Origin of the sequence: Streptomyces sp. NPDC002574 (assembly GCF_042889545.1) — a bacterium.
GTDB lineage: Bacteria > Actinomycetota > Actinomycetes > Streptomycetales > Streptomycetaceae > Actinacidiphila.
Map to the genome: position 1 here is coordinate 393,257 of NZ_JBIARB010000006.1, position 18,555 is coordinate 411,811.

The following is an 18,555-nucleotide window of genomic DNA, read 5'->3' on the forward strand; positions in this document are numbered from 1 at the left end:
CAACCGATCGTTCGGTAGCCTTTGGCGGGACCAGTAATCCATCATCCGACCTGCGCGTCAAGACACCTGCCGGACGCCTGTGGACAACCGGACCGACGGCCAGTGGTGGTTCTGTTCCGGCGCGCCGCCGCGGCCCCGTCCCGTACACGGGCTGTCCGCACATACCGACTGGTCGGTGTTCCGGGTTTTCGGCGATATCGTGATCCCGGACGACACGACGTACGTACGCAAGCGGAGGGAGTCGCGGTGCGCGCGATCCAGATCACCGAGTTCGGCGGGCCGGAGGTGCTGCGGCAGGTGGAACTGCCCGACCCCGTGCCGGGCCCCGGACAGCTCCTGGTCGAGGTCACCTCGGCGGGCGTCAACTACGCCGACACCCACATGGTCGAAAACTCCTACCTCTCCAAGGCCGCCCTGCCGCTGGTGCCCGGGGCCGAGGTCGCGGGCCGCACGCCGGACGGCCGTCGCGTGGTCGCCCTGACCGACAACGGCGGCTACGCCGAGAAGGCCGTCGTCGAGGAGTACCTCGCCCACGACATCCCCGAGGGCGTCACCGACGGGCAGGCGCTCGCCCTGGTCGTCCAGGGGCTCACCGCGTGGCACCTGCTGCGCACCTCCGCCCGGATCGCCGAGGGGGAGTCCGTCGTCGTGCACGCCGCCGCTGGCGGCACCGGGTCGCTCGCCGTCCAGCTCGCCAAGACGTTCGGCGCGGGCCGGGTCATCGCCACCGCCTCCTCGAAGGAGAAGCGCGACCTGGCCCTCGAACTGGGCGCGGACGTCGCCCTGGACGGCGCCCCCGAGGGCCTGAAGGAGCGCCTGACCGAGGCCAACGGCGGCAAGAAGGTCGACATCGTCCTGGAGATGACCGGCGGCCCGGTCTTCGACGCCTCCCTCGCCGCCCTGGCGCCCTTCGGCCGCCTGGTCACCTACGGCCTCGCCTCCCGCGTCCCGCCCACGCCCGTGCAGGCCGCCCAGCTCATGGGCCGCTCGCGCGCCGTCGTCGGCTTCTGGCTGATGCACTGCCTGGGCCGCCCCGGCATGTACCGCGAGCCCATGGCCGAGCTGCTGGCGATGACCGCCGAGGGCCGGCTGCGGCCGCAGGCGGGCGGTGTCTATCCGCTCTCCGAGGTGGCCCGGGCTCACGAGGACCTCCGGGCCCGGCGTACTTACGGCAAGCTGACGCTCGACGCGGCACGCTGATCCCGTACTCCGGCCGCGCCGTCGCGACCCGCCCATCCGTGCCTCCGTGGAGGCACAATCGAAGCGGAGCACGACGCCGCGGCCGGCGGCCCGAGGACACGGGAGGGGCCATGGACAGGACCCGATTCGCCCCCGACAAGGGGCTGACCACCCGCATGGTGGTCACCATGTTCATGATCGGGCTGCTGTACGTCGTCTTCGTCGGCGCGCTCCTGGCCCTGCTGCGCGGCGCCTGGCCGCTGATCCTGATCGTGGCCGGCGGTCTGTTCATCGCCCAGTTCTGGTTCAGCGACCGGATCGCCGCCTACAGCATGGGCGCCCGCGAGGTCACCCCCGAGCAGGCACCCGAGCTGCACGGTGTCGTGGACCGCATCTGCGCCCTGGCGGACATGCCCAAGCCGCGGGTCGCCATCGCCGACAGCGACGTGCCCAACGCCTTCGCCACCGGCCGGAACGAGAAGGCCGCCCTGGTGTGCGCCACCACCGGCCTGCTGCGCCGGCTGGAGCCCGACGAGCTGGAGGGCGTCCTCGCCCACGAGCTCTCCCATGTGGCCCACCGCGACGTCGCGGTGATGACCATCGCGTCGTTCCTGGGCGTGCTCGCCGGCATGATCACCCGGGTGGGGCTGTGGGGCGGCCTCGGACGCAACAGCCGCGACCCCGGCACGACCCTCATCGTCATCCTGATACCGCTGGTCAGCGCCATTGTGTACGCGGTGAGTTTCCTGCTCACCCGGATGCTGTCGCGCTACCGCGAGCTGTCCGCCGACCGCTCCGCCGCGATGCTCACCGGCCGTCCCTCCTCGCTCGCGTCCGCGCTCACCAAGGTCACCGGCCAGATGGCGCGCATCCCGACGGAGGATCTGCGCAAGGCGCAGCCGTTCAACGCCTTCTACTTCGCGCCCGCCTTCGCCGGCGGCCAGAGCTTGGCGCAGCTGCTGTCCACGCACCCCACCCTGGAACAGCGGCTGGCGCAGCTCGGCCGGCTTTCCGCCGAACTCGGGCGGCGCTGATGGGGCTGTTCGACGCGCTCCTCGGCCGCAGCAAGCCCGTCAGGCCCGACCTCGACCAGCTCTTCGGGCTGCCGTCGGCCGCCGTGACCCTGGAGGCCGGGGCCGGATTCCGGCCGACCGGGGTCGGCTCGGTGTGCTTCGCCGCCGTCGAGGGCGGCGCCTTCGCCGAGGTCCAGCAGGACGTCCGCGCCCTGCTCGACCTCGACACCGGACAGGGCGGTGTCCCCGTCGAGTCCACTCGGGACGCGTACGGCTACACCTGGCTCGTGGCACGCCACCCCGCGGACGACATGCCGACGCTGGTGGGTGACCTGCACGCGGTCAATTCGGCCCTGGAGAGCCACGGCTTCGGTCCGCAGCTCCTCTGCTCGCTGGCCGGCTTCCGCGACGACTCCGGCCGCCCGCTGGCACTGGTCTACCTCTACAAACGCGGCACCTTCTACCCGCTGTGCGTCCGCCCCGGCGAGCAGAAACGTGACAACGCCCTGGAGTTGCAGATCGCCGGTCTGCTCAAGAACGACCTCCGCGTCGAGGAGGACCTCAGCCGCTGGTTCCCCCTGTGGGGCGCCCCCGGCATGGGGGACTGAGGGCCCGGAGGAGCCTGCTGCCGGGGGTGGGTCAGCGGCGGGTCGTGAACACGCCGATGCCGTTGGCGACCGCGCGTTGGACCCCGCCGGTGGGGTGGTTGCGCACGGTGACGCGGGAGGCGCCGGGGGAGCGGGTGACGAGGGTGGACGAGCCGCCGCCGTCGAGGTTGACGGCCGAGTCGGTGCCCAGCGCGTACATCAGGCCGGCCAGTTCCCGGACCGTCAGCCCCGCGCCGCTCTCGGCGTTGCCGTCCAGTGCCATCAGGTAGAGGGTCTGCCCGCCGTTGCCGAAGCCCGCGGCGGTGCGGGTCGCCGCCGTGCCGTTCTCCAGGCCCGCGAGCGGGGTGCGGTCGCGCAGGATGGGGTAGCCCCCGACGGCGAAGCGGAGGCCGCCCTGGTGGGAGACGGGCAGCAGCCGGCTCCGCACGACCACGGGCCGGCCCGGCACGAGCGTGCGCAGGGCGCGCGCCCCGTCCTCGCGGCCGAGCAGGACGACCGTCCCCGGCGGGATCGCGCCGCGGCCCGGGGTGGTGCCCGTCTTGACGACCCGGCCGTTCCTGACCGTGACTTCGTAGGCGTTCCTGCCGCACGGGTCGGCCCGGCGGACGTCGCTGCCGCAGACCGCCCGGCGCCGGGAGGCGGTGCCCCAGTCGGCGGTGTACGCGCCCACGCTGTTCTGCGGCAGCGCGTACTGGTTGAAGCCGCGCAGCGCGAGCGTGCTCCGGCCGGAGCGCACCGTGCCGACCAGGCGGAGCCGGTCGAGGCGGGCCTTGCGGTCGAAGCCGATGCCGAGGACGTTCTCGGTCGAGGTGCCGGGCGGCAGCGAGGGGCCGAAGCGCTGACTCGACGGGACCGCGGACTTCAGCTGCCGGCCGTGCGCGATCGCGGGGCCGACGGGGGCGCCCGTCGCCGGGATCCCCGGGTGCTGGGTCTCGCTCATGTGGAAGAAGTCCGCGTTGATCCCGGCCACGGCGTGCGCGGCGTCGGCCATCCGGGACACCGTGCCGCGCCCCGCGACGGTCCCCGGGTACAGCAGGTCCACGGACACGTCCCGGCGGCGCAGATCCACCGTCAGCAGGTGTCCGTGGGCGGTGCCGTGGGACCCGCCGTAGTCGAACCTCCGGTAGTCCACGCCCGGTGCGAGCGTCGTACGTGGTGCGTAGCGCACGCCCTTGCCGGTTGCCGCGACCGCGCCGCCGGCGCCCGCCAGGAGCGTGCCCAGCGCCAGGACCACGGTGATCGCCGGGCGTACCCGGCCCCAACGTCGGCTCATCGTCACCCCAGCTTGACGCCGTTCATCTGATGTCTGATGGGAGGTCAATCGTTTCCCGCGGGCGGCACGGTGCCGGTGCACCACGCCGCACGAGGGCCGGATCGCGGTTCCGCACGGGGAGGACGGGTGAAGAACCGCCCCGTCACTCCCCCCCGCCCGCGACGGCTCGTAGCTCCTGGCTCGGCTCAGCCGGGGAAGGCGTACACCGTGGTCGCGTGGGCCGCGGACTCCGCCGCGCCCACCGGGGTCATCTCGACGTCGATGAAGCCCAGTCGCCGGCCCAGTTTGGTGACGCGGGCGGTGACGAGGACGTCGGCGCCCATCACGGCGCGCTGGAAGGTCGTCGACTGCTGGACCGTCGTCATGGGGCCGAAGCCGCCCCGCGCGGCGGACACGGCGATCACGGTCGCGGTGTCGGCGGCGGCCATCAGCGCCTGGCCGGACAAGCCGCCGCCCTCGCGGGCCAGCCGGTCCGACCACGGCAGCCGCAGGATCGCGTGGCGTTCACCGGTCTCCTCGACCGTCAGACCCAGATCCCGCACCCAGGGGGCGAAGTTGTCGGCCAGTACCTTGTCCGCCTCTGCGGTGGTGATCGTCACGCGCGACATTCTCCCGTTCACCGCACGTCACCACCAGAGCGCGTACGGTCGCCTTCCGCGCCCTGCGGGCTCGCCCGTGTGCATCCAGGCGGAGGTTTGCACCCTCCCGCATACATGCCGTTGCACGTATATAGCCGGAGGAGTATGTTCGAAGGGTGCCCATTCCCTTCGACGTGCTCGCGGAACCGACCCGGCGGCGGATCCTGGACCTGCTGCTGGAGCGTCCCCGGCTGGTCGGCGAACTCACCGAGCAGCTGGGGCTGAGCCAGCCCGGAACCTCCAAGCACCTGAGAGTGCTGCGCGAGGCCGGCCTGGTGCGGGTGCGCGCCGAGGCCCAGCGCAGGTGGTACGAGCTGCGTCCCGAGCCGCTGCGCGAGGTCGACGCCTGGCTCACCCCCTACCGCAGGCTGTGGGGCGACGGACTCGACGCGCTGGAGCGGCACTTGGACGCGATGCCCGACGAGACGGAGGAACCCCGATGACCAGCGAGACCGCCGAGACCCTGACCACCACGGCGGACGGCCGGACCGCCCTGCGGATGGAGCGCCGGCTCGCCCACCCGCCGGAGAAGGTCTGGCGGGCCCTGACCGAACCCGGCCATCTGGCGCACTGGTTCCCCTCCGACGTCGAGATGGAGCTGCGGCCCGGCGGCAAGGTGCGCTTCGCCTTCCGGCACGGCGAGATGCCCGATCTCGACGGCGAGGTCACCGAGGTCGACCCGCCCCGGGTGCTCGCCTACACCTGGGGCGGCGACCTGCTGCGCTGGGAGGTGGAGCCCGCGGCCTCCGGGTCCGTGCTCACCCTCACCCACACCTTCGCCGATCGTCCCGGCGCGGCGAGCTTCGCCTCGGGCTGGGACACCTGCATCGCGGGCATCGACCCCGCCCTGGACGGCCGCCCCGCGCCCCCGCCCGGGGACATCAACGCCAAGCACGAGCGCTTCGTCGCAGTGTTCGGGCTGGACCAGGGCACCGTTGAAGCCGGCGCGCCCTACGCACCCTCCGGCTGGCAGGTGCGCTTCGAACGGCAGCTCACCCAGCCCGCCGCGACCGTCTGGCGCACCCTGCTCGGCAAGGTCGTCGCGCCCGAGGTCGGCGGCACCGTGCCCAGCGGCTTCGCGGCCGGGGAGTTCGGCCACGGCCCGGTGTCCGAGGTGCGGGCGCCGCTCCTGCTGGCCTACGCCTGGGACCAGGACGGCCGGCACGGGGGCACGGTGCGCTGGGAGCTGACCGAGGGCACCGGCCACGGAGCCCGGCTGATCCTCACCCAGACCGGCTCCGCGGAGTTCGCCGGTCGGCGCTCGGCCGCTCTCGACGCCTGGCACGACCATGTCGAGGATCTCGCCAGGAGGCTGGCGGAGATGCCACGCTGACGCCATGGTGGCGACGACGCACGGCAACACGGTCGACGGAGTCCTGCGGCGCAGCGCGCGCCGCGTACCGGAGCGGACGGCGGTGCGCTTCGCCGACCGGGCCTGGACGTACCGCGAACTGGACGACGCGGTCTCCGCGGCCGCGGCCGTGCTCCTGGCCGAGGGACTGCGGCCGGGCGACCGTGTCGCCGCCTACGGCCACAACTCGGACGCCTACCTGATCGGTTTCCTCGGCTGTGCGCGGGCCGGGCTGGTGCACGTCCCCGTCAACCACCACCTGGAGGGCGAGGACCTGCGCTACCTCGTCGAGCAGTCCGGCAGCGCCCTCGTCCTCACCGACCCGGCGCTCGCCGGGCGGCTGCCGGCGGGATTGCGCACCCTCGCGCTGCGCGACACCGGGGAGAGCCTGCTCGCCCGGCTGGCGACCGCCGCTCCGGCCGACGACCTGACGCCGATCGGCAGTGAGGAGCTGGCCCAACTGCTCTACACCTCGGGCACCACGGCCCTCCCCAAGGGCGCGATGATGACGCACCGCGCCCTGGTGCACGAATACGTCAGCGCCATCGTCGCGCTGGACCTCAAGGAGACCGACCGGCCGCTGCACTCGCTGCCCCTGTACCACTCGGCGCAGCTGCACGTCTTCCTGATGCCCTACCTGGCGGTCGGCGCGGAGAACACCATCGTCGCGGCTCCCGACCCCGTCACGGTCTTCGACGCGGTCGAGGCCGGCCGCGCCGACAGCCTCTTCGCGCCGCCGACGGTGTGGATCGCGCTCGCCAACCACCCGCAGTTCGCCACCCGCGACCTGCGGGCGCTGCGCAAGGCGTACTACGGAGCGTCGATCATGCCCGTCCCGGTGCTGGAGCGGCTGCGCGGACGGCTGCCGGAACTCGCCTTCTACAACTGCTTCGGGCAGAGCGAGATCGGGCCCCTCGCCACCGTGCTCGGACCGGACGAGCACGAGGGCCGCATGGACTCCTGCGGCCGGCCGGTGCTGTTCGTGGAGGCGAAGGTCGTCGACGACTCCGGCAAGGACGTCCCCGACGGCACCCCCGGCGAGGTCGTATACCGCTCGCCGCAGTTGTGCGACGGCTACTGGGACAAACCCGAGGAGACCGCGGACGCCTTCCGTGACGGCTGGTTCCACTCGGGCGACCTGGCGGTGCGGGACGCGCAGGGCTTCTTCACCGTCGTCGACCGGGTGAAGGACGTCATCAACTCCGGGGGTGTGCTGGTGGCGTCGCGGCAGGTGGAGGACGCCCTGTACGGGCACCCCGCGGTCGCCGAGGTCGCGGTCGTCGGCCTGCCCGACGAGCGGTGGATCGAGGCGATCACCGCCGTCGTCGTCGTCCGCGAGCAGGTGGTCGTCACCGAGCACGAGCTGATCGCCTTCGCCCGGGAACGGCTGGCGGGCTTCAAGACCCCCAAGCGCGTGGTGCTGGTGGACGGGCTGCCGCGCAACGCCAGCGGCAAGATCCTCAAGCGGGAGCTGCGCGACCGCTACGCGGCCGAACCGGCCGGGGAGGCGTAGAGCGCCGCCGCCTCCGCGGCGGCGCGGGCCAGCTCCTCGCGGACCTCCGGCGGCGACAGCACCTCCGCCGTCGTCCCGAAGGCCAGCAGGGGGCGGGCCGCGCCCGGCGTCCGGTACTCCAGGTGGACCTCCGCCCAGGGGCCGTCGCCGGGCGGCGGGGGCCCGACGAGATGGGCGGCGTTCATCCGCACGAACGTGTCGAGGGTGTCCCGGCGCACCCGGGCCACCACCCGCAGCCCGTCCAGCCGTTCCTCGATCCGGCGGCGCAACCGCTCCCACTCGCCCGCCAGATCGGCTCCCGGCCGGCGCACGGCCTCCGCCTCCAGCACCACGGCGGACGCCACGCGCTCGACCCGGAACAGCCGCGGCTTCCCGCGGTGGTCCGCCACCAGGTACCAGGTACCGGCCTTGTCGACGAGGCCGTACGGGTCGACGGTGCAGCTGCGGACGGCGGTCTCGCCGCTGCGCCGGTAGCGCAGCCGCAGCCGCCGGTCGGTGAAGACGGCCCGCTGCAGCGCACCGAGGTGCTCGCCCACCGAGGGGGCGCGCATCCAGCCCGTACGGTCCACCACGACGCGTTCGCTGACCAGCGCGGCCGCCGGGCGGTGCGGCGCGGGGAGGGCGGCCATCACCTTGCGCAGCGCCGAGCCCAGTGCTCCCGCCAGGCCCAGGTCACCGTGCGCGCCGCGGCCGGCCAGCACGAACAGCGCGCGTGCCTCGTCCAGGGTCAGACCGGTCACGTCCGTCCGGTAGCCCGGCAGCAGCGCGATCCCGCCGTGCCGGCCGCGCTCCGCCCAGACCGGCACCCCGGCGCCGGACAGCGCCTCCACGTCGCGGTGGATCGTGCGGACGGACACCTCCAGCCGCTCGGCCAGCTCCCCGGCGGTCACCCGGCCCCGGGTCTGCAGCAGCAGGAGGATGGACAGCAGGCGCTCGGACTTCATACCTGCCAGTGTCACGCGGATACATGACGCGGGATGTCATGTATCCGCGTGAGGGTGCTCCCACCACCGACCCGACGGACGGGAGCCCCATGGACACCGACCACGACACCCGCACCCCCGTGGACCGGGGCGGCGGGCCGGACCCCTCCGGCCCGTTCGGCCCGCTCCGCGCCGTGGCCGACGCCCGTGCGACGTACGCTCGACGTGCCGCCCGGCCGGGACACGAGCCCGGCCCGCGGCAGGCGGTCCGAGCCTGTGGAGGTGCCGGATGACGGAAGCGATCGAGGTCCGGGGGCTGCGGAAGGACTACGACGGGATCCAGGCGGTCCGGGGCATCGACTTCACGGTCGCCCGCGGCGAGACCTTCGGATTCCTCGGCCCCAACGGCGCCGGCAAGTCCACCACGATCGGGATGCTGTGCACCCTGGTCACCCCCACCGACGGATCGGCCCGCGTCGCCGGTCACGACGTCGTGCGCGAGCGGGCGGAGGTGCGGCGCAGCATCGGGCTGGTCTTCCAGGACACCACCTTGGACGGTTACCTCAGCGCCGAGCAGAACCTCCGCTTCCACGCCGAGCTCTACGGCGTGCCGCGCTCCGCGCTCGGTCCGCGCATGGACCGGGTGCTGGACATGGTGAACCTGACCGAACGCCGCCGGGGCAAGGTCATGACCTTCTCCGGCGGCATGAAACGGCGTCTGGAGATCGCGCGGGGGCTGCTGCACTCGCCCCGCGTGCTCTTCCTGGACGAGCCGACCGTCGGACTCGACCCGCAGACGCGCAGCTCCATATGGGCCTACATAGGCGAGCTGAAACGCACCGAGGACATCACGATCTTCATGACCACGCACTACATGGACGAGGCCGAGTACTGCGACCGGATCGCGATCATCGACCACGGCACCGTCGTCGCCATCGACACACCAGCCGCGCTGAAGGCCGCCGTGGGCGAGGACCGCGTCCGCTTCACCGCGGACGACAACGGGGCGGCGCTCACCGCGCTGCGCGACCGCTTCGGCCTGGAGGGCACCGTCAGCGAGGGGCAGCTGACCTTCAGCGTGCCCGCGGGCGAGGAGTTCGTGCCCAAGCTGTTCGACGGGCTCGGAGTGCCAATCCGTTCCGTGAGCGTGTCCCGGCCCAGCCTGGACGACGTCTTCATGGCGTACACCGGCAAGACCATCCGCGACGCGGAGGCCGGCACCCGCGGCGCCGGCGCCGACCGGATGCGGGCCATGGCGGCGCGAGGGAGGCGACGGTGATGACCGCACGACCGGGTACCCCGGCGCCCGCGCCCGCCGCTCCCACCGCCGTGGCGGCCGTCGCCGTTCCGCGCGGCGGGTTCGCCGCCGGGCTGCGCGCCGTGCGCGTGGTGTGGCACCGCGAGTTGCTGCGCTTCTCCAACGACCGGCTGCGCATCTTCACGGCGCTGATCCAGCCGCTGCTGTTCGTCTTCGTCCTCGGCACCGGCCTGGGCTCGCTCACCCGGGGCGTGCCGGGCGTGGACTTCAAGACCTTCGTCTACCCGGGCGCGCTCGCCATGTCGGTGCTGTTCACCGCGGTCTTCTCGGCGGGATCCATCGTCTGGGACCGCGAGTTCGGCTTCCTGCGCGAGATGCTGGTGGCCCCGGTGAGCCGGACCGCGCTGGTGATCGGCAAGTGCCTCGGCGGCGCGACGACGGCCACCGCGCAGGGCGTGATTGTGCTGGCGCTGGCGGGACTGGTGGGGGTGCCCTACGACCCGCTGCTGCTGCTCACGCTGCTCGGCGAGATGGCGCTGCTCGCCTTCACGCTGACCTGCTTCGGTGTGATGATGGCGGCCCGCATCACCACCTTCCAGGCCTTCATGGGGCTGACGCAGATGCTGCTGATGCCGCTGTTCTTCACCTCCGGCGCGATGTTCCCGCTGTCCGGTCTGCCGGGCTGGCTGGCCTTCGTCACCCGGGTGAACCCGCTGACGTACGCCGTGGACCCGATCCGGCGCGCGGTCTTCGCCCACCTGGACATCAGCGCCCGGGCCCGCGCGGCGTACGCGCCCGGCGTGACCTGGGGGAGCTACCACGTGCCGGTCTGGATGGAGGTGCTGATCGTGGCGGTCTGCGGGGTGGTCATGCTGGCCGTGGCGAGCTGGGAGTTCCGGCAGGCGGACTGAGGCCCGCGGGGCGCTCAGAGCCGGTCGCGGACGTCCTGGAGGAAGTCGCGGGTGGGCTCGGCGGGCAGGGCCTGGGCGCTCATGCGGTCCAGTGCCTCGCGGAACTGGGAGACGTCCTCGCGGTCGTCGAGGTAGACGGCGCCGATCAGGCTCTCCACGTACGCGATGTCCGGCAGTTCGGGCAGCGGGAAGCGGAAGATGTGGAAGGGCCCGTACATCGCCGGGTGCGGGCCCGAGGCGAACGGCATGACCTGGAGCCGGACCTGGGGCATGCCGCAGGCCTCGATCAGCCGGTCGACCTGGCCGCGCATCACCTCGGCGCCGCCGATGGGGCGGCGCAGCACGGTCTCGTCGATGACGACCCACAGCAGCGGCGGCCGCTCCCGGACCAGCAGCGCCTGCCGCTCCATCCGCAGCGCCACGCCGCGCTCGATGTCCTCCTGGGAGGCGTGCGGACGTCCGGCCCGCAGCACCGCCTCCGCGTACTGCGGGGTCTGCAGCAGGCCGGGCACGTAGTGCGGTTCGTAGGCGCGGATGAGTTCGGCCTCGCCCTCCAGGCTGACGAAGGCGCTGAACCACTCGGGCAGCACGTCGCGGAAGCGGTGCCACCAGCCGGGCCGGTTGGCCTCCCGCGCCAGGTCCAGGAAGTTCTCGATCTCGGGCGGGTCGGTGACGCCGTAGGTCTGGAGCAGCTTCTCGACGTACGGGATGCGCAGACCGACTTCGGCCTTCTCGATGCGGCGGATCGTGGCGTGGGTGACGTCGAGGGCGCGGGCGGCGTCCTCGTAGGAGACGCCGGCCTTCTCCCGGAGGTCCTGGAGGCGCTTGCCGAGTACGACACGCAGCACAGTGGGTGCACTCGACGATCGCGCTTCGCTCACGAGAAATCCTCCAACCCCACTGATCCACGGGAAGTTTGGCATGGCGTCAGCACGTTGCAAAGCATGTCGGCACCGCTTTGCACATTGCAGATTGCACCTTGCCATGCATTCGGGCAGGCGCGCATAGTAGCGGAGTGGCATCCTCCCATGACGCGTTCCTCTTGGCCGCGCAAGGCGCCGCGGTCGCCGAGGCGCGACGGCGCGTCAGGGCGCGGCTGCGCGACTGGGGGATCGCCGAGGAGATCTGTGACGATGTGAGCCTGGTGGTGTCCGAACTCTTCACCAACGCTGTGCGTCATTCCGGCGGCGAGAAGGTGGCCTGCGCCGTGCGTGTCGAACGCGGCGTCGTGCGCGTGGAGGTGGCGGACCAGGGCATCGGCCTGACGGTTCCTCAGGTACGGGTCGCTGACGTCGGCGAGGAGTGCGGACGCGGCCTGCTGCTGGTCGGCGCCCTGTCCCGGGCCTGGGGTGTGGTGACCGGCCAGGACGGCACGACGCGTGTGGTCTGGGCCGAGTTGGGGGCCACGACGGATCTTCCATAGGATCCGCCAATGATCATACGCAAACGGCTGGCGGCGGGACTGTGCGGTCTCGCGGCCACGCTGGCCACCGTGCTCTTCCCCGCAGCGGCACCGGCCGCCGCGGACGACGGGCCGGAGACGCCGCGCGAGGCCCCCAAGGTCGAGCTCGTCCTCGATGTGAGCGGTTCCATGCGCGCCAACGACATCGACGGCAGATCCCGCATGTCGGCCGCCAAGCAGGCCTTCAACGAGGTCATCGACGCGGTCCCGGAGGAGGTGCAGCTCGGCATCCGCACTCTGGGGGCCAACTACCCCGGCAAGGACAAGAAGGTCGGCTGCACGGACACCGCCGCCCTGTACCCGGTCGGCTCCGTCGACCGTACGGAGGCCAAGACCGCGGTCGCCACCCTCGCCCCCACCGGCTGGACCCCGATCGGCCCCGCCCTGCAGGCCGCGGGCAAGGACCTCGCGGGCGGCAACGCCACCCGCCGGATCGTCCTCATCACCGACGGCGAGGACACCTGCCAGCCCCTCGACCCCTGCGAGGTGGCGCGGCAACTCGCCGCCGACGGGACCCACCTGGTGGTCGACACCCTCGGCCTGGTCCCCACCACCAAGATCCGTGAACAGCTGAGCTGCATCGCCGAGGCCACCGGCGGCACCTACACCGCCGTCGACCACGCGGACCAGCTCACCGACCGCATCAAGCAGCTCGTCGACCGCGCCGCGGACAACAACGTCGTCGTCACCCCCACCGCCACCGAGGGCGCGGGCTCCTGCACCGACGCCCCGCTGCTCGGTGCCGGCATCTACACCGACCGCGAGGAGTTCGCGGAGCACCGCTGGTACCGGGTGAGCGTCACCGACGGCCAGGAACTGCGCACGTCCGTCAGCGTCGGCGCCGACCGCGCCGTCAACCGCGACTACGGCGTGCTCGTCCGGGCCGTCACCCCCGGCGGCCGCGAACTCGTCCGCGGCACCGACGCCGGCAGCGGCCGCACCGACGTCATCTCCGCGGGTCTGCGCTATGCGTACCCCGAGCGCGACGACGCGGACGCCGCCACGGCGCGCACCGTCTGCCTGGAGGTCAGCAACTCCTTCTCCGCACCCGACGCCGTCAAGCGCACCCCGGGCCTGCCCGTGGAGCTGAGCATCGACCTGGTGTCCTCGCCCGACCAGCCCTCCGACGTCGCCTCCTACGGCCTCGGCCGCGGCTGGTGGCTGCTGGGCCTCCTCGCCGTCACCGGCCTGGTCGCCGGCATCCTGTGGGGCTGGATCTCGCGCTGGCGCGTCGCCGTCTGGAGGACCAACTGATGCGTAGCACGCGTACGATCCGCACGGCCGCGGCCGGACTCCTGCTCGGTGGGGCGCTGCTGGCGACCGGAGCGGGAACGGCCGTTGCCGACGACGCCACTCCCAGCCCGGGCTCGTCCGAGTCGTCGGGGACGGCGGAGACCGCCGCCGCGCCGGGAACGGGCTTCCGTACCGCCGGGCACATCGGGCAGGGCGTGACCTCCACCCCTGCCGGCGCCTCGACCGGCGACTACCTGTACTGGGTCACCCCCGCCAAGGCCGGGCAGATCCTGACGGTCTCCGCGACCGTGCAGCTCCCCGAGGCCGCGACCCGGCACGGCGCGCAGACCTGGCAGCTGGACCTCTACGACGGGCTCCGCCGCCACCAGGCGTGCACCGCGGGCAAGCCGACGGTCAACGCGGCCGCGGACGCCACCACGGTGGAGCTCAGCTGCCGGCTGCGCACCGTCCGCGCGTGGTCGGAGCCTTGGGCCAACGACCCGCTGCCGGGCGCCTACTACATCCGGCTGACCGTGGTCCGCCTCGCCGACCAGGACCTCGGCCTGCCGGTGGAGGTCCAGGTCGGCACCGCCTCCAAGGACGCGGGCGGCTCGCAGGCCGTGGACGGCGAACTGGCCGCCCCGCTCACCCCGGTGGCCAAGGCCGGCGCCACGCTCGACCCCAACGCGCAGCCCTCACCGGCCGTGACCGAGGAGAGCGACGCGAGCGCGGAGGAGGCCGACCCCAGCGCCTCACCCGTCGCGGCCGGACTCACCGAGCCCGACGGCGGCTGGGGCGGCGGCTGGTGGTCCGACCGCTGGCTCTGGACCGCCGGCGGCGGCGTGCTGGGCGCGCTCGCGGGCGTGGCCGGGTACAACCTCACCCGCGGACGAGGGCGTCGCCAGGTCGCGTAGCCGACAACACCGGGAGCAGCACTGGCAACACCCACGACGCGCCGGTTCGGGACCCCTGTGAAGCGGGTCCCGAACCGGCGCGTTCCGCATGCTCACCGCGGACGCGTCGCCGGACGGCGGGAGAGCGCCGCGGTCAGCAGCAGCGCGGTCCCCGGGTGCGGGCCCCGCGCCGCCCAGTCGAGCGGCGCGTGTCCCGTGCCGTGGTCCTCGCGCAGGGCGGGGTCGGCGCCGTGGGCGAGGAGCAGGCGCACCGTTTCGGTGTGGCCCCAGCAGGCGGCGGCGCACAGCGGCGTGCCCTCGTCACCGTGGCCGCTCTCGGTGTCGGGCAGCGCCCCCGCGGCCGGCAGCAGCGCCGCGACGTCCGTCGCGCCCTGGACGGAGGCGGCGTACAGGGGCGTCGTACCGTCCGCGTCGGGGAGTTCCGGCGAGGCGCCGCGCCGCAGCAGCCGGCGCGCGCTTCCGGCGTCGTTCAGCATCGCCGCCGCGACCAGGCCACGGCTCAGCTACTTGCGGCGTCCGCGGTTCACGGACGCGCTGCGCGGACGCGGATCACGAGCCGCCCGCGCCGGTGGAGCCGATCCCCAGGCGCGCCACACGGCCCTTCTCGCCCGCGGCCCAGCACCCCAGGTCCGCCGCGCAGTCGACGGTGTCGAAGGACCCGTCGTCGAACGTGCGCCACGTCCTGCCGCCGTCCAGGCTCAGATCGCTGCCCGTCGGCCCGACGGCGACCGCGGCGCGCGACACCCGCGGCAGCAGCCACGCCACGCCCGACCGGTAGGCGGTGGGCGGCCGTTCGGACCGCGTCCAGGACGCCCCGCCGTCGCCCGTCACCGCGGAGGCTTCGGGGGACGCCTGCTCCGCGCGGTAGTCCCCGCCGACCGCGAGACCGTGCCGCGCGTCGCGGAAGGCCAGCGCGAAGACGCCCTTGGCCGGATCGCCCGCTGGCAGCGTGGACGCGGCGACCGTCCAGGTCAGTCCCCGGTCGCGGGAATGCAGGACGCGCGCGGCCGAGGCCCCGCCGGTCGCCAGCCACACATCGTGCGGGCCCCGGCTCACCAGGCACTGGCCGCTCGCCGCGAACGACGCCTCGCCCGCGAGCGCGGGTGGCATGCCCGCGGAGGGCAGCACACGCCAACTGCGGCCGCCGTCCGCGGTGGACAGGAGGCGGTACCGGCCGTCGACCGGGTCGCTGACCGCGAGTCCGTGCCGGGTGTCGAAGAAGGTGACGCAGTCGTAGAAGGCCCGAGGATCGGTGTTGCGGAAGGCCTCCGACCAGGTCCGGCCGCCGTCCTCGGTGCGCAGCACGCGGGACGCCTCGCCCTCGCCGATGGCCAGGACGACCGCCCGGCGCGCGTCGAACGCCTCGACGTCCCGGAACTCCAGGTCCTGCGCGCCCGGTGGGGACACATCCGCCCAGTGGCGTCCGCCGTCGACGGTCCGCAGCACCGTACCGGCCGAGCCCGCGGCCCACGCCGTGCTCCGGCTCACCGCCGCCAGCCCGCGGAAGCGGGCCGTACTCCCGGTCTTTTTGACCTCCCAGCGCGGGCCCGGCCCCGCCGTCGCCCGCGCCGGCACGGCAGTGACCGCCGCCACCGCCGCCCCGCACACCAGAGCCGCCAGCACCCGCCTCGTCGTTCCCGTCCGCTTCATGGCGCGGGACCGTAGTCCACACCGTCCCCGGGGTCCAGACCGCCTTCCACGGCCGGCTGTCCGGGGGCCGCCGTCGCGGCCAGGGCGCGTGCGGCGGTCTCGGTGGCGCGGGGGGAGAGGCAGGTGCGGGCCAGGCGGGCGGCGCGGGCGGCGAGGGGGCGGGCGCCGTCGAGGTCGCCGGACAGGGCACGCGCGAGGGCGGCGTGCGCGGTGTGCAGGGCGAGGTCGCGGCGGTGGGACGGGGGCAGCAGGGGCAGCGCCTTGTCCAGGGTGCGGGCGGCCTCGCCGGGATGGCCGAGGTCGAGCAGCACGAGGCCGCTGTGGGCGAGGAGTTCGGCCTCGGCGTCGTCCCGGGCCGGGTCCAGGAGGCCGGCGGCCTCCTCCAGCGCCCGGCGGGCGGCCGCTTCCGCGCCCAGCCCCGCGTGCGCGCGGGCGCGGCACATGGCGAGCGTCGCGCGGACCGCGGGCGGAAGGGCGGGGAGGGTGTGCTCGGCGGCCGCCACGCCCGCGAGTGCGTCGGTATGGCGTCCGTCGAGCACCGCCTGCAGGCTCAGTTCGGCCCACAGCCGGGCTGCCTGCGGCCCGTCGCCGGCGGCGTGCGCGAGCCGGAGCCCGGTGAGGAAGTACCGCTGGGCGGCACCGTGCCGGCCGGTGTCGACCGCGGCGCGGCCGCCCAGCCGGGCCAGAGCGGCGGCCGTCCGCAGGAGCCGGACGTCGTCGGCGGCCGCGAACGGCCCCTGGCGGATGAGTTCGAGGGCGATGCGCAGGTCGGCCTCGACGCGGTGCCGTACGGCGCCGCCGCCGAGCCGGCCGTCGAGCCGGCACAGCCCGTGCAGGCCCCACTCCAGCCAGGCCGTGGTCTCCACGTCGAAGTCGTCGCCGGACGCGATCGGTCGGGGCACGGCGTCCGCGTCCGCGAGCGCCGCCCGCTGCCACTCCCCGATCGCGACGCGGAACTCCGGCCCCTCCACGACCGGGCAGCCCCGCGGGTCGCGCCCGCCGCTGTCGAGCAGCACTTCCAGGGCGCCGAGGGCGCCCGCGCGGTCCCAGCCCAGTCCCTCGGGCAGACCCGCCAGTGCCGGCAGCCAGCCGGGCCACGGCCGCGCGTCCACGTCCCGCAGCGGCACGCCGAGCGCCCGTGCCAGGGCGCGCTGGCTGTCCCGTTCGGGGACCACGCCCCAGTGCTCCCAGCGCCAGACCTTCTCCCGCCGTGCCGCCATGGGCACGCCGAGGGCGCGCGCGTTCTCCGCGACGACCCTGGCGAGGTCCTGGTAGCTCCAGCCATGGCTCCGCCTGACGTACGCCAGGGGGTGCGACGGCGCGGGCGCGGTCTCGTCCGCCACCGAATGACTCCTTCGTTCCCGCTTCGTACGTTCGAATATCAGGCGTACGCCACCTTGCGCAGCCGTTCCCACCGAACCTGTCCGTTCCGTGCCCTGATGCACCGTTGGCTGAGGTCGGGGGCGGTCGGCGGGGGCGCGTAGGACTACATCGAGACAACGGGACCGCTCTTGAAGCGGACCTGTCTGTACCGGTTGGCTGTGCGTGATCAGCTGATCACCGGACGCCGAAGGGGAAGTCCCGACCCGGGCCGGACGTCACGTGCGCGCCGTGGAGGCACCTCGAGGATGACTCCTCCACCCCCGTTCGGATTCTCCCGTTCCCGGGACGAACTGCGGTTCGATCCCGCGCTGGACGACGAACCGCTGGCCGCCGCCCGTGCCGCCTTCGCTCAGGGCCGCTGGACCGCGGCCCGCACCCTGCTCGCCGAGACCGGGGACGCCTGGGACCGGCGCGGCCACCGCCTCGTGGTGCTCGGCGAGGGCCGCGCGAGCAGCACCTGGGCCCGGGAGTGGCAACTCGCCGAACCGGGCAGTCCCGACGCCGCCGCCCTGCTCGGCTGCGCCCTGGTCTTCCGCGCCGTCGACGGCAAGGAGCGGCCGGAGAGCGCCCGCGAGGCCTGCCTGGCCGCCGCCGCCCTGGCCCCCGCCGATCCGACGCCCTGGCTGTGCCTGCTCATCCTGGCCCGCCACACCGGCAGCGACGACGACCGGATGCGCGCCTTCGACCAGGTGCGCGGCCGCCACCGCGACCACCACCACGGCCACCAGCTGATGGCCGCCTGCCTGGCCGAGCGTCCCCAGTCCCCGGCCGACGGAAGCCAGTTCCACGAGGTGTACGAGTTCGCCGAGTGGGCCGCGGGGGACGCCCCCGAAGGATCCCCGCTGGCCGTCCTGCCGGTCGTCGCCCACGCCGAGCTCTACCGGGTGCTGGCCGCCGCCGGCGCCGAGCCCGCCGACCCGGCGGAGTCGGAGCACTGGCGCGGCTGGCGTGCCCGGCAGGCCCTCAAGCGGGCCTTCGACTGGTGGCTGGAATGGGACGACCGCGACCATCCGCGGCTCTACCTCGACCTCAACTTCCTCGTCCACGCCCAGTACTTGCAGGGCCGCACCGCCGAAGCGGCGGCCCTGTTCAACCGCATCGGCGGCTACGCCACCCGCATTCCGTGGTCCTACCCCGACCGCGACCCCAAGAAGGCCTTCCGCGCCGCGCGCGAGGCCGTGCTCGGCCCCGGGTCCCCCTAGGGACCGCCCATCGACGCACAGCACACCCAGTCACCCACGAGGAA

General features: G+C 73.8%; 19 protein-coding genes. 12 read left to right on the forward strand and 7 right to left on the reverse strand.

What is annotated here, in order from left to right:
• The first annotated feature begins 246 nt into the window (after nucleotides 1-246).
• The 3 genes from ACFYXS_RS16880 (at nucleotide 247) to ACFYXS_RS16890 (ending at nucleotide 2,800) form a co-directional block, all read left to right on the forward strand.
• Nucleotides 247-1,200 (forward strand): zinc-binding alcohol dehydrogenase family protein, encoded by a 954-nt coding sequence (locus tag ACFYXS_RS16880; protein WP_389248638.1) that lies wholly within the window; start codon nucleotides 247-249, stop codon nucleotides 1,198-1,200.
• A 110-nt stretch (nucleotides 1,201-1,310) separates the two neighbouring features.
• Nucleotides 1,311-2,213 carry a zinc metalloprotease HtpX gene (gene htpX, locus ACFYXS_RS16885; protein WP_389248640.1) on the forward strand — a complete coding sequence of 301 codons (903 nt, stop codon included), beginning with the start codon at nucleotides 1,311-1,313 and terminating at the stop codon, nucleotides 2,211-2,213.
• Nucleotides 2,213-2,800, forward strand: coding sequence for a hypothetical protein (locus ACFYXS_RS16890; protein WP_389248642.1), 588 nt, complete (start codon nucleotides 2,213-2,215; stop codon nucleotides 2,798-2,800). Before htpX ends, ACFYXS_RS16890 begins: the two co-directional genes overlap by 1 nt.
• A 31-nt stretch (nucleotides 2,801-2,831) precedes the next feature.
• Here ACFYXS_RS16890 and ACFYXS_RS16895 read toward each other — a convergent pair whose 3' ends face one another.
• Together ACFYXS_RS16895 and ACFYXS_RS16900 are read right to left on the reverse strand one after the other, a co-directional pair.
• Nucleotides 2,832-4,073: a phosphodiester glycosidase family protein gene (locus ACFYXS_RS16895; RefSeq protein WP_389248644.1), complete on the reverse strand. Its 1,242-nt coding sequence runs from the start codon at nucleotides 4,071-4,073 to the stop codon at nucleotides 2,832-2,834.
• A gap of 185 nt (nucleotides 4,074-4,258) precedes the next feature.
• Nucleotides 4,259-4,672: a PaaI family thioesterase gene (locus ACFYXS_RS16900; protein WP_389248646.1), complete on the reverse strand. Its 414-nt coding sequence runs from the start codon at nucleotides 4,670-4,672 to the stop codon at nucleotides 4,259-4,261.
• A gap of 155 nt (nucleotides 4,673-4,827) precedes the next feature.
• Between ACFYXS_RS16900 and ACFYXS_RS16905 the strand changes: the two genes are divergently transcribed.
• The 3 genes from ACFYXS_RS16905 to ACFYXS_RS16915 are packed head-to-tail and all read left to right on the forward strand — an operon-like array spanning nucleotide 4,828 to nucleotide 7,575.
• The gene (locus ACFYXS_RS16905; protein WP_389248648.1) at nucleotides 4,828-5,154 is read left to right on the forward strand and encodes an ArsR/SmtB family transcription factor; all 327 of its coding nucleotides are present in this window, start codon (nucleotides 4,828-4,830) and stop codon (nucleotides 5,152-5,154) included.
• Nucleotides 5,151-6,044, forward strand: coding sequence for an SRPBCC family protein (locus ACFYXS_RS16910; protein ID WP_389248650.1), 894 nt, complete (start codon nucleotides 5,151-5,153; stop codon nucleotides 6,042-6,044). The genes ACFYXS_RS16905 and ACFYXS_RS16910 overlap by 4 nt, the downstream gene beginning before the upstream one ends.
• Before the next feature lie 4 nt (nucleotides 6,045-6,048).
• The gene (locus tag ACFYXS_RS16915; protein ID WP_389248652.1) at nucleotides 6,049-7,575 is read left to right on the forward strand and encodes a fatty acyl-CoA synthetase; all 1,527 of its coding nucleotides are present in this window, start codon (nucleotides 6,049-6,051) and stop codon (nucleotides 7,573-7,575) included.
• Here ACFYXS_RS16915 and ACFYXS_RS16920 read toward each other — a convergent pair.
• Nucleotides 7,545-8,519, reverse strand: a complete 975-nt coding sequence (locus ACFYXS_RS16920; protein WP_389248654.1) for a helix-turn-helix transcriptional regulator — start codon at nucleotides 8,517-8,519, stop codon at nucleotides 7,545-7,547. The two genes, ACFYXS_RS16915 and ACFYXS_RS16920, sit on opposite strands and share 31 nt — an antisense overlap.
• Nucleotides 8,520-8,787: 268 nt before the next feature.
• Between ACFYXS_RS16920 and ACFYXS_RS16925 the strand changes: the two genes are divergently transcribed.
• On the forward strand, nucleotides 8,788-9,777 hold the full coding sequence (locus tag ACFYXS_RS16925) for an ATP-binding cassette domain-containing protein (RefSeq protein WP_389248656.1): 990 nt from the start codon (nucleotides 8,788-8,790) through the stop codon (nucleotides 9,775-9,777).
• Nucleotides 9,777-10,667 carry an ABC transporter permease gene (locus ACFYXS_RS16930; RefSeq protein WP_389248658.1) on the forward strand — a complete coding sequence of 297 codons (891 nt, stop codon included), beginning with the start codon at nucleotides 9,777-9,779 and terminating at the stop codon, nucleotides 10,665-10,667. The genes ACFYXS_RS16925 and ACFYXS_RS16930 overlap by 1 nt, the downstream gene beginning before the upstream one ends.
• Before the next feature lie 14 nt (nucleotides 10,668-10,681).
• Here the strand turns inward: ACFYXS_RS16930 and ACFYXS_RS16935 are convergent, their stop codons facing one another.
• Complete coding sequence (locus ACFYXS_RS16935) at nucleotides 10,682-11,548, reverse strand: helix-turn-helix domain-containing protein (protein WP_389248660.1); 867 nt, start codon at nucleotides 11,546-11,548, stop codon at nucleotides 10,682-10,684.
• Between the two features lie 134 nt (nucleotides 11,549-11,682).
• Here ACFYXS_RS16935 and ACFYXS_RS16940 point away from each other — a divergent pair, with 134 nt between their 5' ends.
• Genes ACFYXS_RS16940 through ACFYXS_RS16950 form a run of 3 tightly spaced genes read left to right on the forward strand, consistent with a single transcriptional unit; the run spans nucleotide 11,683 to nucleotide 14,276 of the window.
• Nucleotides 11,683-12,090, forward strand: coding sequence for an ATP-binding protein (locus ACFYXS_RS16940; protein ID WP_389248662.1), 408 nt, complete (start codon nucleotides 11,683-11,685; stop codon nucleotides 12,088-12,090).
• 9 nt (nucleotides 12,091-12,099) lie between these two features.
• Nucleotides 12,100-13,383, forward strand: coding sequence for a VWA domain-containing protein (locus ACFYXS_RS16945; RefSeq protein ID WP_389248664.1), 1,284 nt, complete (start codon nucleotides 12,100-12,102; stop codon nucleotides 13,381-13,383).
• Nucleotides 13,383-14,276, forward strand: a complete 894-nt coding sequence (locus ACFYXS_RS16950) for a hypothetical protein (protein WP_389248666.1) — start codon at nucleotides 13,383-13,385, stop codon at nucleotides 14,274-14,276. The genes ACFYXS_RS16945 and ACFYXS_RS16950 overlap by 1 nt, the downstream gene beginning before the upstream one ends.
• A gap of 92 nt (nucleotides 14,277-14,368) precedes the next feature.
• Here the strand turns inward: ACFYXS_RS16950 and ACFYXS_RS16955 are convergent, their stop codons facing one another.
• The 3 genes from ACFYXS_RS16955 to ACFYXS_RS16965 all read right to left on the reverse strand — a co-directional run bounded on the left by ACFYXS_RS16955 (nucleotide 14,369) and on the right by ACFYXS_RS16965 (nucleotide 17,269).
• Nucleotides 14,369-14,752, reverse strand: coding sequence for an ankyrin repeat domain-containing protein (locus tag ACFYXS_RS16955; RefSeq protein ID WP_389248668.1), 384 nt, complete (start codon nucleotides 14,750-14,752; stop codon nucleotides 14,369-14,371).
• 73 nt (nucleotides 14,753-14,825) lie between these two features.
• Entirely contained in the window at nucleotides 14,826-15,926 is a 1,101-nt protein-coding gene (locus ACFYXS_RS16960) for an oxidoreductase (RefSeq protein WP_389248670.1), read from the reverse strand.
• Nucleotides 15,923-17,269, reverse strand: a complete 1,347-nt coding sequence (locus ACFYXS_RS16965; protein WP_389248672.1) for a hypothetical protein — start codon at nucleotides 17,267-17,269, stop codon at nucleotides 15,923-15,925. Before ACFYXS_RS16965 ends, ACFYXS_RS16960 begins: the two co-directional genes overlap by 4 nt.
• A gap of 285 nt (nucleotides 17,270-17,554) precedes the next feature.
• On the opposite strand from ACFYXS_RS16965, the gene ACFYXS_RS16970 reads away from it, so the two are divergent.
• Nucleotides 17,555-18,511, forward strand: coding sequence for a hypothetical protein (locus ACFYXS_RS16970; protein ID WP_389248674.1), 957 nt, complete (start codon nucleotides 17,555-17,557; stop codon nucleotides 18,509-18,511).
• Nucleotides 18,512-18,555: the final 44 nt, after the last annotated feature.

What these genes read in the sequence shown, in the direction of transcription:
- ACFYXS_RS16930 (WP_389248658.1), top strand. Translation starts at nt 9,777, where the DNA reads ATGACCGCACGACCGGGTACCCCGGCGCCCGCGCCCGCCGCTCCCACC.
- ACFYXS_RS16920 (WP_389248654.1), bottom strand. Translation starts at nt 8,519, where the DNA reads ATGAAGTCCGAGCGCCTGCTGTCCATCCTCCTGCTGCTGCAGACCCGG.
- htpX (WP_389248640.1), top strand. Translation starts at nt 1,311, where the DNA reads ATGGACAGGACCCGATTCGCCCCCGACAAGGGGCTGACCACCCGCATG.
- ACFYXS_RS16910 (WP_389248650.1), top strand. Translation starts at nt 5,151, where the DNA reads ATGACCAGCGAGACCGCCGAGACCCTGACCACCACGGCGGACGGCCGG.
- ACFYXS_RS16925 (WP_389248656.1), top strand. Translation starts at nt 8,788, where the DNA reads ATGACGGAAGCGATCGAGGTCCGGGGGCTGCGGAAGGACTACGACGGG.
- ACFYXS_RS16950 (WP_389248666.1), top strand. Translation starts at nt 13,383, where the DNA reads ATGCGTAGCACGCGTACGATCCGCACGGCCGCGGCCGGACTCCTGCTC.
- ACFYXS_RS16945 (WP_389248664.1), top strand. Translation starts at nt 12,100, where the DNA reads ATGATCATACGCAAACGGCTGGCGGCGGGACTGTGCGGTCTCGCGGCC.
- ACFYXS_RS16970 (WP_389248674.1), top strand. Translation starts at nt 17,555, where the DNA reads ATGACTCCTCCACCCCCGTTCGGATTCTCCCGTTCCCGGGACGAACTG.
- ACFYXS_RS16960 (WP_389248670.1), bottom strand. Translation starts at nt 15,926, where the DNA reads ATGAAGCGGACGGGAACGACGAGGCGGGTGCTGGCGGCTCTGGTGTGC.
- ACFYXS_RS16895 (WP_389248644.1), bottom strand. Translation starts at nt 4,073, where the DNA reads ATGAGCCGACGTTGGGGCCGGGTACGCCCGGCGATCACCGTGGTCCTG.
- ACFYXS_RS16890 (WP_389248642.1), top strand. Translation starts at nt 2,213, where the DNA reads ATGGGGCTGTTCGACGCGCTCCTCGGCCGCAGCAAGCCCGTCAGGCCC.
- ACFYXS_RS16955 (WP_389248668.1), bottom strand. Translation starts at nt 14,752, where the DNA reads ATGCTGAACGACGCCGGAAGCGCGCGCCGGCTGCTGCGGCGCGGCGCC.
- ACFYXS_RS16915 (WP_389248652.1), top strand. Translation starts at nt 6,049, where the DNA reads ATGGTGGCGACGACGCACGGCAACACGGTCGACGGAGTCCTGCGGCGC.